This window comes from Kitasatospora sp. NPDC057512 (genome assembly GCF_042802135.1).
Classification (GTDB): domain Bacteria; phylum Actinomycetota; class Actinomycetes; order Streptomycetales; family Streptomycetaceae; genus Kitasatospora.
Map to the genome: position 1 here is coordinate 1 of NZ_JBHVET010000137.1, position 14,498 is coordinate 14,498.

The window sequence follows — 14,498 nt, forward strand, 5'->3', positions numbered from 1 at the left end:
CGTCGGCACGGGCCGTGGGCCGTCAGGCCGCCTGCTGCCAGCTGAACGGCGAGTAGTACGCCGGGCGGCGCTCCAGGCGCTGCCAGTTGGCGATCGGCTCGATCGGCGCGGCGGCGGCGGCCTGCTGCGCGACGGCGGCGCGCGCGGCGAGGACGGCGGTCAGGGCGGCGAGTTCCTCGTCGGTGAGGCTGCCGCGGACGATGCGGACGAGGGGTTCGGCGGAAGCGGTCATGTCCTGGTTTCTCCCCCGGGTGGCTGTGGTCTGAGGTGGTGGCGCGTCGGTGCGGGCTGCTGCTGCGGTGCGGGCCGCTGCGGCGGTGCGCGCCACTACATCGGCGGGTTGCCGTGCTTGCGGCTGGGCAGGTCGGCGTGCTTGGTGCGGAGCATGGCCAGGGCGGAAGCGATCACCTGGCGGGTCTCGGCCGGGTCGATGACGTCGTCCACGAGGCCGCGCTCGGCCGCGTAGTACGGGTGCATCAGCTCGTTCTTGTATTCCTTGATCTTCTGGGCGCGCATGGCGTCCGGGTCCTCGGCGGCGTTGATCTCGCGCCGGAAGATGACGTTGGCCGCGCCCTCGGCGCCCATCACGGCGATCTCGTTGGTCGGCCAGGCGTAGGACAGGTCGGCGCCGATCGAGCGGGAGTCCATCACGATGTACGCGCCGCCGTAGGCCTTGCGCAGGATCAGCGAGATGCGCGGCACGGTGGCGTTGCAGTACGCGTACAGCAGCTTGGCGCCGTGGCGGATGATGCCGCCGTGCTCCTGGTCGACGCCGGGCAGGAAGCCGGGGACGTCGAGCAGGGTGACCAGCGGGATGTTGAAGGCGTCGCACATCTGGACGAAGCGGGCGGCCTTCTCGCTCGCGTTGATGTCCAGCACGCCGGCCAGCGACTGCGGCTGGTTGGCGATGATGCCGACGACGTGGCCGTCGATCCGGGCGAGCACGCAGAGCACGTTGGTGGCCCAGCGCTCGTGGACCTCCAGGTACTCGCCGTGGTCGACGATCTCCTCGATCACCTTGCGCATGTCGTACGGGCGGTTGCCGTCGGCGGGCACCAGGTCCAGCAGGCTGTCGTTGCGGCGCTGGACCGGGTCCTCGGTCACCACGGACGGCGGCATCTCGCGGTTGTTCTGCGGCAGCAGCGACAGGAGGTAGCGGACCTCCTCGATGCAGGACTGCTCGTCGTCGTAGACGAAGTGCGAGACGCCGGAGACGCCGGCGTGCACGTCGGCGCCGCCGAGGCCGTTCTGGCTGATCTTCTCGCCGGTCACCGCCTGGACCACGTCCGGGCCGGTGATGAACATCTGCGAGGTCTCGCGGACCATGAAGACGAAGTCGGTCAGCGCGGGGGAGTACGCGGCGCCGCCGGCGCACGGGCCGAGCATCACCGAGATCTGCGGGATGACGCCGGACGCCTTGGTGTTGCGCTGGAAGATGCCGCCGTAGCCGGCCAGGGCGGTGACGCCCTCCTGGATGCGGGCGCCGGCGCCGTCGTTCAGCGAGACCAGCGGGGCACCGGCCGCGATGGCCATGTCCATGATCTTGTGGATCTTCTGGGCGTGGGCCTCGCCCAGCGCGCCGCCGAAGATCCGGAAGTCGTGCGCGTACGTGAAGACGGTGCGCCCGTGGACGGTGCCCCAGCCGACGATCACGCCGTCGGTGTGCGGCTTCTTGGCCTCCAGGCCGAAGCCCTGGGCGCGGTGCCGGCGCAGCGGCTCGACCTCCTGGAAGGAGCCCTCGTCCAGCAGCAGCTCGATGCGCTCGCGCGCGGTCAGCTTGCCCTTGGCGTGCTGGGCCTCGGTGGCCTTGTCGCTGGGGCCGCGGCGGACCTTCTCGCGCAGCTCGTGCAGCTCGGCGACCCGCCCGCGGGCGTCGGCCGGGACCTCGGGGACCTCGCCGTCGACCGGCGCCTCATGCACAACCGTCATCTCGAACCACTCCAAGGGTGAGGGAACTGTCCGACAGCCAACGTCTGCTGTGCCCCCGGCTGCGAATCACTTTCTTCACTTATGACTGTACGAGGGGCCGTGCGCTGGTTTCGGCGTCGATTCCGTACAAGGTCGAGTTCGTTTAGCTGTCAGGCCTGGACAGAAGCGGTCGGATCGTTGACTGAGCGCTCGGTGTTCATTCGGATACCGGGGGTTGTCGGACAGATGATGGTCCGATGATCTGAGCATGAAGGAAAGCGCAGGTCAGGGCCGTCTCCCAGTAATGTAGGCCGGTCCTCTTGGGCTCCACTCAAGGTCCGCTCAAGCCCGGCGGGCAGGGGGTCGCCGTCCGGGTTAGGGGTTGCGCAGTCGTAGGGAAGCACCAAAAATGCCGCAGCCCACCCCGCACGGTGGGGGTGGGCTGTCCGGGCGAGCGGGCGGACCCGCTCCGATCAGCTCTTCCTGCCGTCCTCGGGCTCGTCGCGGTCGCGCAGCTCCCGCTCGCGACGGCGCAGATCGGCCTCCCACTGCTTGAGCATGGACTCGTGGTCTTTGTCGTCCTTCTTCAACGAGGCGAGGAACTCGGGGTCGTCGTCCGGCGCCAGCGGGCGCCCGCCGCGCGCGGCGGGACGGCCCGCGCGGTCGTCGGCCGGGTACCCCGGGTGGCCCCCGGCGGGCGCGGCCCGCAGGAAGCCGCGCTGCTTGCCGGCGATCAGCCAGGCGATCGGGCCCAGCGGCGGGAAGAGCAGCACGATCAGCACCCAGACCACCTTGGGCAGGTGCTTCACCTCGTCCTCGGGCGTGGTCAGGCAGTCCACGAACGCCCAGACCCAGAGCGCGAGCGGAAGGATGATGGTCAGAAGAATCCTCGGCACGGCTGGGATCTCCCCCCGGGCGGCGATGGTGGCGGGCGCCTTCCAGGGGCCCTTGACCCGGCCAGGCTATCGGGTGGCGGATACTGACAGGCATGGCATACGACGATCTCCGCTCGTTTCTCCGGGCCCTCGACCGTGAGGGCGACCTCAAGCGCATCAAGGCGGAGGTGGACCCGCACCTGGAGATCGGCGAGATCGTCGACCGGGTGCAGAAGGCCAAGGGCCCGGCGCTGCTCTTCGAGAACGTCAAGGGTTCGTCGATGCCCCTGGCGATGAACGTCTTCGGCACCGAGCGGCGGCTGGCCAAGGCGCTCGGCCTCAAGGGCCCGGACGACATCTCCGAGAAGATCGCCGGCCTGCTCAAGCCCGAGCTGCCGCAGGGCTTCACCGGCTTCCGGGACGCCTTCGGCAAGCTCGCCTCGATGGCGCACGTCCCGCCCCGGCACGTGAAGCCGGGCGACGCCCCGGTGCAGGAGGTCGTGCTCACCGGCGACGACGTCGACCTGGACGACCTGCCCGCGCTCTTCACCTGGCCGCAGGACGGCGGCTCCTTCTTCAACCTGGGCCTGACCCACACCAAGGACCCGGACAGCGGCATCCGCAACCTGGGCCTCTACCGGCTCCAGCGGCACGACCGCCGCACCATCGGCATGCACTGGCAGATCCACAAGGACAGCCGCAACCACGCCGCGGTGGCGGCCAAGCGCGGTGAGCGCCTCCCGGTCGCGATCGCCTTCGGCTGCCCCCCGGCCGTCACCTACGCGGCCACCGCGCCGCTGCCCGGGGACATCGACGAGTACCTCTTCGCCGGCTTCGTCGCCGGGGAGCGGGTCCGGATGGTCGACTGCAAGACGGTGCCGCTCCAGGTCCCGGCCGACGCCGAGGTGGTCCTGGAGGGCTGGCTGGAGCCCGGCGAGATGCTGCCCGAGGGCCCGTTCGGCGACCACACCGGCTTCTACACCCCGCAGGAGCCGTTCCCGGCCCTGAAGATCGACTGCGTGACGATGCGCCGCCGCCCGATCCTCCAGTCCATCGTGGTCGGCCGCCCGCCGACGGAGGACGGCCCGCTGGGCAAGTTCACCGAGCGGTTCTTCCTGCCGCTGCTGAAGATCATCATCCCGGACATCGTCGACTACGACCTGCCCGAGGCCGGCGGCTTCCACAACTGCGTGATCGTCTCGATCGACAAGAAGTACCCCAAGCACGCCCAGAAGACGATGCACGCGATCTGGGGCGCGCACATGATGTCGCTGACCAAGCTGATCATCGTGGTGGACGCCGACTGCGACGTGCACGACTACCAGGAGGTCGCCTGGCGGGCCTTCGGCAACGTCGACTACAGCCGCGACCTGACCGTGGTCGAAGGCCCGGTGGACCACCTGGACCACGCCTCGTACCAGCAGTTCTGGGGCGGCAAGGCGGGCATCGACGCGACCCGCAAGCTGCCGGAGGAGGGGTACACCCGGGACGGCGGCTGGCCGGAGATGGTGTCCTCCGACCCGGCCACCGCCGCACTGGTGTCGCGTCGCTGGAAGGAATACGGACTGTGAGGAGCAGCGTTGTGAAGCCGAGTCAGGCGCGGGGGGCCCGTCGGCCCCGCAGCGGCGGGGATGTTCCGGAGTACGGACTGTGAGCACGGCAGCTGTCGAGACGCCGGGGCGCACCAGGGCCTTCCTGCGCCTGGTGATGATCGAGCACTCGGTCTTCGCGCTCCCGTTCGCGTACATCGCCGCGCTGACGGCGATGTTCCTCGCGGACAGGCGGGTGCACTGGGGCGAACTGTTCGTCGTCACCGTGTGCATGGTCGGGCTGCGCACCTTCGCCATGGCGGCGAACCGGATCATCGACCGGGAGATCGACGCCCGCAACCCGCGGACCGCCTCGCGCGAACTGGTCACCGGAGCGGTGTCGTTGAAGACCGCGTACGTCGGCTCGGCCGTCGCGCTGGTGGTCTTCCTCGGCGCGGCCGCGATGCTCAACCCGCTCTGCCTGGCGCTCGCGCCGGTCGCCGTGGTGCCGATGGTGGTCTACCCGTACGGCAAGCGGTTCACGAACTTCCCGCAGGCGATCCTGGGCATCGCCCAGGCGATGGGGCCGGTCGGCGCCTGGCTCGCGGTCACCGGCAGCTGGTCGTGGGAGGCGGTCGTGCTGGGTGTGGCCGTCGGCATCTGGATCGGCGGCTTCGACCTGATCTACGCCTGCCAGGACGTCGAGTCCGACCGCGAGCACGGGGTCCGTTCGGTGCCCGCGCGGTACGGCGTGCCGGCGGCCATTCGGGGCGCGCGGGTGTGCCACGTCCTGACGACGCTCCTGCTGGGCTGGTTCGCGCTCCTGACGGATGCCGGAGCGGCGTTCTGGATCGGCCTCGCGGTCGTCGCGGGGGCCTTCGTGTACGAGCACACCATCGTGCGGCCGAACGACCTGTCGAAGCTCAACCGGGCGTTCTTCCAGACCAACAGCTTCGTGGGGATCTCGCTGTTCTTCTTCGCGCTGGTGGACCTGGTCGTCCGCGGGCTCGGGATCTGATCCCCGCGTCCACCGGCGGGCTCACGGGGCGCTCCGCCCGCCTCGTCCGGGCCCGCCCGCCGCTCGTGGACCGGCTCAGCGGAACAGGGCCGCGTGGTCCTTCGCCCAGGCGCGGAAGCTGCGGGCCGGGTGGCCGGTGACGTCCTGGACGGTGCTGGTGGCCGGCTCGGGGGCGGTGAGGCGGGCGTGGACGAGGTCCAGGGCGCCGTCGACGGCGGCCTGGGGGTGGCCGGCGGCGGACATCCGGTGGCGGGCGGTCGCGCGGGAGACCTCCTGCCAGCTGGCCGGGCGGCCGGCGGCCGCGCCGATGATCTCCACCTGCTCCGCCTGGGTCGGCGACTCCGGGCCGGTGAGGACGTACCGGGCGCCGTCGTGGCCGTCCTCCACCAGGGCCCGGACGGCCACCGCCGCGATGTCCCGCTCGTCCACCGGGTTCAGCCCGGCCGCACCGCCGTAGCCCCGCACCGTGCCCCCGGCCCTGATCTCCTCCGCCCACTGCAGCGCGGCGGCGAACCCGTGCGCCCGCAGCACCGTGTGCCGCACCCCGCTGCCGGCGAGCAGCGCCTCGACCCCGCCCTCCGGCCGGCCGGGGACGGCCGAGGACAGGAACACCACCCGCCCGACCTCCCGGGCCAGCACGCCGACGGCCTCCGTGGCCCCGTCCGCCGTCGGGAACGGCCACCCCAGCAGCACCGCGCCGGCGCCCTGCACCGCCGCCTCCAGCGACGCCGGGTCGAGCAGCTCCCGCCGGGGCAGCGTCCGCACCCGCAGGCCGGCCGCCGCGAGCTGCAGGCCGACGTGCCGCCCGACCGCTCCGGAGGCGCCGATCACCAGCATCGGTGACGTGTCGTCAACTCGCTCATCTGTCATGCATCGAACGTAAGCGACAAGGATGAGACGCCCAATGCGCACGGGTCTCGGGTCCATGCGCCAGCGTCTACCCCACGGCGCGCACCAACTCCCGCACGCCCCCGAACGCTCAGTCGTGATCGTCGGATCATACGGAAGCCCCGGCCGGGCCGGCCTCAGTTGTGCAGGAAGCCCTCCACCGCCGTCGCCAGGGCCACCGGGGCCTCGTACATCGGGTAGTGCCCGCTGCCGGCGAGCTCCTCCAGCTCGGCGTTGGGGTAGTGGGCGAGGAAGGTGCCGCGCATCACCTCGGCGGTGAGGGCGAGGTCGTGCTCGCCGACGATGACCTTGACCGGCACCGGGTTGCCGTCGATCCGGCGCCGCAGGTCGGCCGTCGTCCAGTCGCGGACGTAGCCGCCGAAGGCCTCGGGGGTGGACTGCCGCAGGGACTGGTCGACCATGCGGTCGAGCCAGACCCGGCCGGCCCGCTGCCCGGTGACCAGGTCGAGGATCGCGAAGCGCTTCTCCCGGTCCTCGGCCGCGCCGTAGAACAGGGCCTCGCCCGCCGCGTCCATCGGGTACTCCCCGGCCGGCACCGGGGCCAGGCCGACCAGCTTGCGCACCCGCAGCGGCGCCTCGGCGAGCACCTGCTGGGCCGCCTTGCCGCCCATGGAGTGGCCGATCAGCGAGAAGCGGTCCCAGCCGAGCTGGTCGGCCAGGGCGAGCGCGTCGGAGGCGATCTCGGCGAGCGTGTACGCGCCGGTGACGCCCTTGCGCAGCCCGTAGCCGCGGTAGTCGAGGAAGGCGTAGCCGAAGGCCTTGCCGTCGAGGTAGTCGAGGAACGGGCCCCAGCCCGCGCTGGTGCCGAACCAGTCGTGCAGGACGAGGACGTGGTGGTCGCCGGTGCCGATCAGGCGGTGAGGGATCGTCATGCCAACGGTCGTTCCCCGCGATCCGCCCGTCCGAACGGACGGTTCGCGAGGATCGGGCGGGCGGGGCTCAGGCGTCGCGCCGGGCGAAGGCCGGTGCGTGCTCGGGGAGCGGGCCGAAGGCGATCAGGCGCGAGAGCAGCACCGGGAAGCCGGGGACGTGCCGGGCGAGGGCCACCAGTCGGGCGGGCGGGCCGGCCCGCCTGCCGGTGAGGACCGGCTCGAACAGCACGCTGTGCAGGACCCGCTGCATCCGCTGCATGATCACCGTCGGCCGCAGCCTGCGGTGCTGGACCCGGGCCAGGGCCGCCTCGGTCGGACGGCCGCGGCGCAGCGGTTCGGCGAGCAGGGTGGCGGCCGCGACGGCGTCCTGGATGGCGAGGTTGATGCCCACCCCGCCGGCCGGGGACATCGCGTGGGCGGCGTCGCCGATCAGCAGCAGCCCGTCGGTGTACCAGCGGTCCAGCCGGTTGAGCCGGACGTCGAGCAGGTGCAGGTCGTCGAGGCTCGCCAACCGGTCGACCCGGTCCGCGTACTGGGGCAGCAGTCGGGCGATCCGCTCGCGGAACCGCTCGATCCCCTCGGCGCGCAGCTGCGGGTCGGCGCCCTTGGCGCGGAAGTAGGCGATCTGGAAGTAGTCGCTCCGGGCGAAGCTCAGCGCCATGTCGCCGGACCCGAACCCGGGGACGAGGCTGGGCGGTTGGGCCTGCTCGTGGGGGTGCCGGGGCAGCCGGAACCACCAGGTGTCGAAGGGCACCGGGAACTCCTGGGCCGCCAGGCCGGCCGCCCGGCGCAGGGTGGAGTGCCGGCCGTCGGCGGCGACGGTGAGGTCGGCGCGCAGCTCGCCCTCCTCGCCGTCCCGGGTGCGGTACCGGACGCCGGTGACCCGGTCGCCGTCCCGGAGCAGTCCGGTCGCCTCGGTGTTCATCCGCAAGGTGAAGGTGGGCTCCTGCCGGGCCTCCGCGACCAGGAAGTTCAGCAGGTCCCACTGCGGGATCATGGCGATGTAGTTGTACGGGGGCCGCAGCCGCTCGTAGGCGCTCAGCGCGACGGGGGCGGAGCCGGGCGGCCGCACCACCAGGTTGCCGAGGCGGCTCTGCGGCAGGGTGGCGAACTTCCGGCCGAGGCCGAGTTCGTCCATCAGCCGCACGGTGGAGGCGTGGACGGTGTCGCCGCGGAAGTCGCGCAGGAAGTCCCCGTGCTTCTCCAGCACGGCCACCTCGACACCGGCGCGCGCCAGTATCAGGCCCAGCATCATTCCGGCCGGTCCGCCCCCGGAGATCACGACGCTCATGGCTCTCCCCTTTCAGTGCTCGTTCGATCACTGTCCGTATGGAACCTGCATATACAGAATCTCTGGAACCGTCCCAGGTGTCAAGTAGTACGATGCTTCACATGAAGGAGCTGGTGACGGCCGCCCTCACGGCGGCGAAGGAACGGGGCCAGGACGTCGCGGACGTCCCGCTCACGGCGATCGCCGCGACGGCCGGCATCTCCCGCAGCACGCTGCTGCGCAGGCTCGGCGGCTCCCGGGCGGTGCTGGACGAGGCCGTCCGGGAGGCGGGCGTCGACCCGGGCGGACGGCCGCCGGTGCGCGAGCGCGCGATCGCGGCGGCGGCGCTGCTGGTGGCCGAGCGCGGCCTGGCCGGGGTCACCCTGGACGCCGTGGCGGACCGGGCGGACTGCTCGCTGCCCAGCCTGCACACCGTCTTCGAGGGGCGGGACGGCCTGCTCGCCGCCGTCTTCGAGCGGCACTCCGCGCTGCCCGACCTGGAGGCCCTCGCCGCCGACCCGCCGGAGACCCTGGAGGACACCGTCCGGGCGCTCCACGCCACCTTCGCCGCGGCCTTCGTGCACGAGCCGCGGATCGTCCCGGCGGTCTTCGCCGACCTGCTCGGCCGTCCGGACGGCCCCGCCGCCCGGGTGATGGCCGCCACCCTGCCACAGGCGCTCGCCGGCCTGGACCGGCTGCTGCGCCCGCACGTGCGGGCCGGGCGGCTGAGACCGCTGCCCACCCCGGTGCTGGTCCAGCTGATGATCGGCCCGCTGCTCAACCACGCCCTGATGCGGCCGGTGCTGGAGCCCGCCCTGGGGGACGGGCTGCCGTCGACGGACGAGACCGTGGAACTCTTCGTCCAGGCCTACCTGCGCGCGGTCGCCCTCCCCGGAGGCGGTCCGGGCGCCGGCTCGTGAGGGTCAAGTCGCCCCTCCGGCAGGCGTGGTGACGGGCAGGCGGGCAGGCGGGCGGACGGGCCGCGGTCAGCCCAGGAGCAGCCGGTCGCCGACCCGCAGGCGGCCCGGGGCGGCGACCTCGGCGAGGGCGTCGAGCCGGCCGTCGTGGGCGTGCACGACGGCCTTGAGGATCTCGGGGGCGTGCGGCAGTCCGGGCTGCGGGGCGCCGGTCATCGCGCAGCGCTCGCTGGAGGCGACGAAGGAGAGCCGGGCGCTGCCGGGGGCCTCGCCGGAGGCCTGGCGGCCGAGCCAGGCGTCCTCGACGAACGGCGGGGTGCCGGGCGGGGTCCGCAGCACGATGTTGGGGCGGAACCGGCGCTCGTCGACCACGGCGAAGGGGACGGCCTCGCGGACCCAGTCCAGGGTGGCGGTGCTGAGCACGCTGACCGGTAGCCGGTCGAAGTGCGAGACGGCGTCCTCGCGGGCGAGTTCGACGTCCTCGTGCTGGAGGTAGGCGCGCAGGAAGGAGTTCGGCCGGTCGACCGGGCGGCCGAGCGGATCGAACAGTTCGGGGCCGTCGATCCGGTGGCCGAGCCGGGCGGAGAGGCGGAGCAGGCCGTCCATCCGGCGGAAGCGGCGGGTGTTCTTGCCCGAGCCGAGCTTCCCGGCGGCGTCGCGGACGGCGTAGAGGCGGTCGCCGGCCAGGCCGCGCTCGTCCACCTCGACGGAGTCGAGCCGCTCGCCGCCGGTGGACTTCACGGGGTAGCGCCAGAGTCGCTCGATCACTCCGATGATCTCAGCCATGGCCGGAAAGCGTACTGGCGTTGACGGGGGATGGTCTAGACCAAGTCCCCGGCCCGGACGGAGCCGGGCTCAGCCCACCCGGGATCAGCCCAGCCGGGATCAGCCCAGCCGGGCCACCGCCCGTACCGGTGCGCCGTCCGCCGCGACCAGCCGCAGCGGGAACAGCGAGACCTCCACCGGCAGGCCGGCCTCCTGGGCCGCCAGCAGCGGCCGCAGGTCGGTCAGGTTCTCGGCGATCACCCCGCCGCCGGACGCCCCCAGCAGCACCCGGTGCGCGGCGAGCGTGGGCTCGTCGGCGGTGCCGTGGTCGTGCTCGTCGGTGAGGTCGGCGAGCAGGGCGGCCACCGCCGGGTCGCCCGGGCCCGGGTCGGGGGTCGGGTCGACGCTGAGCGCGTCCACCCCGACCGTCCGCACCCCGGCGGCGACGATCGCCTCGGCGGCGGCCGGGGTCAGGGCGGGGTGGGTGAGGTACGCGTCGGTGCCCCAGTGCCGGGCCCAGCCGGTGGCCAGCAGCAGGACGGTGCCCTCGCCGCGGGCCGCGACCCGCTCCAGCGCGGCCGCCAGCAGCCCGGGGGTGACGGCCGCCCGGGGCTCCAGCCCGCGCAGGTCGGCGACCACGGCGGGGCCGGTGAACCGCTCCAGCGGCAGCCCGTCCAGGGTCGGCCAGGTGACGTCCACGTGGTACGGCGCGTCCACGTGCGTCCCGGACTGCGAGCCGAGGTGCAGGGCCAGCACGTTCACCCCGGCGGTGGCCGTGGTGAGCGCGGGCTCCAGCAGGACGGCCGGATCGCCGGGGTAGACCGGCATCGCGGTGGTCACCTGATGGGTGAGGTCGACGAGGGTCGCTGCCATGCGCCCATCCTCCCAGGGGCGGGCGCTCCCGGACCCCTCCCGGTCGGCCCGGTCCGGAACCACCGGTGGAGCCGGGACAGAATTGCCCCATGGGAACTGCGAAGCGTCAGCCGTGGGTGGTCGGGGTCTCGGGCGCGTCGGGGACGCCGTACGCGGCCTCGGTGATCCGCGCGCTGCTGGCCGCCGGCGAGGCGGTGGACCTGGTCGTCAGCCGCGCCGCCCGGCTCACCATCCTGGACGAGACCGGCATCTCCTTCCGGGACGCCCACTGGCGCACCGACCTCGCCGCCTGGCTCGGGAGCGACGAGGGCCTGGACGACGTCCGCCACTGGCCCGCCGGGGACTTCGCGGCCGGCCCGTCCAGCGGCTCCTACCCCGCCAAGGGCATGCTCGTGGTGCCCGCGACCACCGGCGCGGTGGCCGGGATCGCGCTCGGCCTGAGCAAGGACCTGTTGCAGCGCGTCGCCAGCGTCACCCTCAAGGAGCGCCGCCCGCTCGTCGTCTGCGTGCGCGAGACACCACTCAACGGGGTGACGTTGAAGCACTTGGTGGAGCTCGACGCGCAGGGGGCGGTCGTCCTGCCCGCCTCGCCCGGTTTCTACGCCGGCGGCTCCACCGTGCGCGAACTCGTGGATTTCGTGGCCGGACGGGTGCTGGACGCCGTCGACGTGCCGCATTCCCTGTACCTGCGCTGGGAAGGGGAGTTGGGGGCGGCCGCCCGCAAGACGGCCGCCGACGACGGCGCACCGGCTGAGGGGGAGTAAGGAGACCTGGGGCGGGAGAGTATCTTCTCTGCGATATCCGGGTCGTTCGGCGCACAGCGCCTTTGAATCCGGATAATGATCTGTGGGTCTGGCGAGGTTCGGAAGGACGCGGACGGTATATGGACACGGTGGACAGACAGCTCATCCAGGCGCTCCGGGAGAACGGCCGTGCGTCCTACGCCGAGTTGGGCCGGCTGGTCGGGCTCTCCGGCCCGAGCGTCACGGACCGGATCAACCGCCTGGAGCAGGCTGGGGTGATCACCGGCTACCGGGCGACGGTCAACCCGGCCTCGCTCGGCTTCGGCGTCACGGCCCTGATCGGCCTTCAGCTCACCGACGCCGCGGACCACGAGGACGTCGCGTTCCGGCTGAAGGACCTCAACGAGGTCGAGGACTGCTGGTTCATCGCCGGTGACGACTCCTACATGCTGAAGGTCAGGGTGGCCGACGTGGCCGGCCTGGAGTCGGTGGTCAAGCGGATCTCGGGCACGAAAGGCGTGGCCCGGACCCGCACCACCGTCGTACTCTCCACCAAGTGGGAAAACCGGGTGAGTGAACTTCCTCCTGTAGGAGAGTGACGTATGGCACTGGTCGGTCTGGAGGAGCTGCGCGCGGCTCGGCAGCGGATCGCGGGGGTCGCCGTGCGCACCCCGCTGGTTCCCGCCCCCTGGGCGGCCGAGGGGGAGCGGCGGCTCTGGCTGAAGCCCGAGAACCTCCAGCCGACCGGGGCCTTCAAGACCCGGGGCGCCTACAACCGGCTGGCCGCGCTCTCCGAGGACGAGCGCGCCCGGGGCGTGGTGGCCCAGTCCAGCGGCAACCACGCGCAGGCGGTGGCGTACGCGGCCCGGGCGCTCGGCATCAAGGCCGTGATCGTGATGCCGGACACCTCGCCCGCGGTGAAGGTGGAGGCCACCCGCTCGTTCGGCGCCGAGGTGATCCTGGTGGCGCCGGAGGAGCGGGACACCCTGCCCGCCGAGCTGGCCGGGAAGCACGGCTACGTCTGGGTGCCCCCGTACGACGACCCGTTCATCATCGCGGGCCAGGGCACGGTCGGCCTGGAGATCGCCGAGGACGCCCCGGCCGACCTGGACACCGTCCTGGTGCCGGTCAGCGGCGGCGGCCTGATCGGCGGGACGGCGGCCGCGCTCAAGCTCACCCGCCCCGGCATCCGGGTGATCGGCGTGGAGCCCGAGCTGGCCGCCGACGCCCGGGCCAGCCTGCGGGCCGGCCGCCGGGTCGAGTGGCCGGTCGCCGACACCTACCGGACCATCGCGGACGGGCTGCGCACCCCGTCGCTCGGCGTGCTGCCGTTCGAGCACGTCGCCGCCTACGTGGACGACATCGTCACCGTCACCGAGGACGAGATCCGCGCCACCGTGGCCGTGCTGGCCCGCCGCGGTCGGCTGGTCGCCGAGCCCTCCGGGGCGGTCGCCCCGGCCGCCTACTTCCACCGCGCCGCCGAGACCGGGGGCCAGTCGGTGGCGGCCGTGGTCAGCGGAGGCAACATCGACCCGACACTGCTCGCCGAGCTGCTCTCGGCATAGGCGTACGCTCGTTCCGGCAAGGAATCGAATGTCGGAGGAGGCGGGTCACCGCATGGACGCAGGGCTCAAGCGCGAGCTGGAGGCGAAGGTCTACGCGGGTGAGCGGCTGACCCGCGAGGACGGGATCGCGCTCTACGAGAGCGACGACCTGGCCTGGCTGGGCGGGCTGGCCCACCACGTGCGGACGCGGAAGAACGGCGACGTCGTCCACTTCAACGTCAACCGCCACCTCAACATGACCAACGTGTGCAGCGCGTCCTGCGCGTACTGCTCGTTCCAGCGCAAGCCGGGCGAGAAGGACGCGTACACGATGCGCATCGAGGAGGCCGTCCGCCTCGCCAAGGCGATGGAGGTCGACTCCCTCACCGAACTGCACATTGTGAACGGTCTGCACCCGACCCTGCCGTGGCGCTACTACCCGCGCTCGCTGCGGGAGCTGAAGGCGGCGCTGCCGAACGTCTCGCTGAAGGCCTTCACCGCCACCGAGATCCACTGGTTCGAGAAGATCAGCGGCCTGCCCGCCGACGAGATCCTGGACGAGCTGATCGACGCCGGCCTGGAGTCGCTGACCGGCGGCGGCGCGGAGATCTTCGACTGGGAGGTCCGCCAGCACATCGTCGACCACGACACCCACTGGGAGGACTGGTCGCGGATCCACCGCCTCGCGCACGGCAAGGGCCTCAAGACGCCCGCCACCATGCTGTACGGCCACATCGAGGAGCCCCGCCACCGGGTGGACCACGTGCTGCGGCTGCGCGAGCTCCAGGACGAGACCGGCGGCTTCCAGGTCTTCATCCCGCTGCGCTACCAGCACGACTTCCACGACTCCAAGGACGGCGTCGTGCGCAACAAGCTGATGGCCCGTACCGAGATGGCCACCGGCGCCGAGGCGCTGAAGACCTTCGCGGTCTCCCGGCTGCTCTTCGACAACGTCCCGCACGTCAAGGTCTTCTGGGTGATGCACGGCGTCACCACCGCCCAGCTGGCGCTCAGCCACGGCGCGGACGACATGGACGGCTCGGTGGTCGAGTACAAGATCACCCACGACGCGGACAACTTCGGCACCCCGAACAAGCTGGGCCGCGACGACCTGCTCGGGCTGATCCGCGACGCCGGCTTCCGCCCGGTGGAGCGCAACACCCGCTACGAGGTCATCCGCGAGTACGAAGGCCCCGACCTGGCGCGTCGCGAGACCCCGCAGGCGATGCGCCTCTGACCTGCGAAGATCCCCGCCGCCCGGACCGCTCGTCGGCC

Annotated in this window: 15 protein-coding genes; 7 read left to right on the forward strand and 8 right to left on the reverse strand. The window is 72.4% G+C overall.

Annotated elements, in window-relative coordinates; all coding sequences use genetic code 11:
* Positions 1-22: 22 nt before the first annotated feature.
* From ACFU6K_RS12215 to ACFU6K_RS12225, 3 genes are all read right to left on the reverse strand, one after another.
* Positions 23-232 carry an acyl-CoA carboxylase epsilon subunit gene (locus tag ACFU6K_RS12215; protein ID WP_049651530.1) on the reverse strand — a complete coding sequence of 70 codons (210 nt, stop codon included), beginning with the start codon at positions 230-232 and terminating at the stop codon, positions 23-25.
* Positions 233-327: 95 nt separating this feature from the next.
* Positions 328-1,929: an acyl-CoA carboxylase subunit beta gene (locus tag ACFU6K_RS12220; protein WP_380662477.1), complete on the reverse strand. Its 1,602-nt coding sequence runs from the start codon at positions 1,927-1,929 to the stop codon at positions 328-330.
* Positions 1,930-2,381: 452 nt separating this feature from the next.
* Positions 2,382-2,804, reverse strand: a complete 423-nt coding sequence (locus tag ACFU6K_RS12225; RefSeq protein WP_380662478.1) for a PLD nuclease N-terminal domain-containing protein — start codon at positions 2,802-2,804, stop codon at positions 2,382-2,384.
* Between the two features lie 92 nt (positions 2,805-2,896).
* Between ACFU6K_RS12225 and ACFU6K_RS12230 the strand changes: the two genes are divergently transcribed.
* Together ACFU6K_RS12230 and mqnP are read left to right on the forward strand one after the other, a co-directional pair.
* Positions 2,897-4,354 carry a menaquinone biosynthesis decarboxylase gene (locus ACFU6K_RS12230; RefSeq protein WP_380662479.1) on the forward strand — a complete coding sequence of 486 codons (1,458 nt, stop codon included), beginning with the start codon at positions 2,897-2,899 and terminating at the stop codon, positions 4,352-4,354.
* A gap of 79 nt (positions 4,355-4,433) precedes the next feature.
* The gene (mqnP, locus tag ACFU6K_RS12235) at positions 4,434-5,330 is read left to right on the forward strand and encodes a menaquinone biosynthesis prenyltransferase MqnP (RefSeq protein ID WP_380662480.1); all 897 of its coding nucleotides are present in this window, start codon (positions 4,434-4,436) and stop codon (positions 5,328-5,330) included.
* Between the two features lie 75 nt (positions 5,331-5,405).
* Here mqnP and ACFU6K_RS12240 read toward each other — a convergent pair whose 3' ends face one another.
* From ACFU6K_RS12240 to ACFU6K_RS12250, 3 genes are all read right to left on the reverse strand, one after another.
* Positions 5,406-6,200 (reverse strand): hypothetical protein, encoded by a 795-nt coding sequence (locus tag ACFU6K_RS12240; protein ID WP_380662481.1) that lies wholly within the window; start codon positions 6,198-6,200, stop codon positions 5,406-5,408.
* A gap of 155 nt (positions 6,201-6,355) precedes the next feature.
* Positions 6,356-7,111 (reverse strand): alpha/beta fold hydrolase, encoded by a 756-nt coding sequence (locus ACFU6K_RS12245; RefSeq protein ID WP_380662482.1) that lies wholly within the window; start codon positions 7,109-7,111, stop codon positions 6,356-6,358.
* A 67-nt stretch (positions 7,112-7,178) separates the two neighbouring features.
* A complete protein-coding gene (locus tag ACFU6K_RS12250) occupies positions 7,179-8,402 on the reverse strand; it encodes an FAD-dependent oxidoreductase (protein WP_380662483.1) in 1,224 nt (407 codons plus the stop codon).
* Positions 8,403-8,503: 101 nt separating this feature from the next.
* On the opposite strand from ACFU6K_RS12250, the gene ACFU6K_RS12255 reads away from it, so the two are divergent.
* A complete protein-coding gene (locus ACFU6K_RS12255; RefSeq protein WP_380662484.1) occupies positions 8,504-9,301 on the forward strand; it encodes a TetR/AcrR family transcriptional regulator in 798 nt (265 codons plus the stop codon).
* A 66-nt stretch (positions 9,302-9,367) separates the two neighbouring features.
* On the opposite strand, the gene ACFU6K_RS12260 is transcribed toward ACFU6K_RS12255, so the two are convergent.
* Together ACFU6K_RS12260 and ACFU6K_RS12265 are read right to left on the reverse strand one after the other, a co-directional pair.
* A complete protein-coding gene (locus ACFU6K_RS12260; RefSeq protein WP_380662485.1) occupies positions 9,368-10,084 on the reverse strand; it encodes an MOSC domain-containing protein in 717 nt (238 codons plus the stop codon).
* A 99-nt stretch (positions 10,085-10,183) separates the two neighbouring features.
* Positions 10,184-10,936 (reverse strand): cyclase family protein, encoded by a 753-nt coding sequence (locus ACFU6K_RS12265; RefSeq protein WP_380662486.1) that lies wholly within the window; start codon positions 10,934-10,936, stop codon positions 10,184-10,186.
* 89 nt (positions 10,937-11,025) lie between these two features.
* On the opposite strand from ACFU6K_RS12265, the gene ACFU6K_RS12270 reads away from it, so the two are divergent.
* The 4 genes from ACFU6K_RS12270 (at position 11,026) to mqnE (ending at position 14,460) form a co-directional block, all read left to right on the forward strand.
* Positions 11,026-11,700 (forward strand): UbiX family flavin prenyltransferase, encoded by a 675-nt coding sequence (locus ACFU6K_RS12270; RefSeq protein ID WP_380662487.1) that lies wholly within the window; start codon positions 11,026-11,028, stop codon positions 11,698-11,700.
* Between the two features lie 119 nt (positions 11,701-11,819).
* Positions 11,820-12,278 (forward strand): Lrp/AsnC family transcriptional regulator, encoded by a 459-nt coding sequence (locus ACFU6K_RS12275; RefSeq protein ID WP_030055719.1) that lies wholly within the window; start codon positions 11,820-11,822, stop codon positions 12,276-12,278.
* 3 nt (positions 12,279-12,281) lie between these two features.
* On the forward strand, positions 12,282-13,244 hold the full coding sequence (locus ACFU6K_RS12280) for a threonine/serine dehydratase (RefSeq protein WP_380662488.1): 963 nt from the start codon (positions 12,282-12,284) through the stop codon (positions 13,242-13,244).
* A gap of 52 nt (positions 13,245-13,296) precedes the next feature.
* Complete coding sequence (gene mqnE / locus ACFU6K_RS12285) at positions 13,297-14,460, forward strand: aminofutalosine synthase MqnE (protein WP_380662489.1); 1,164 nt, start codon at positions 13,297-13,299, stop codon at positions 14,458-14,460.
* Positions 14,461-14,498 lie beyond the last annotated feature (38 nt).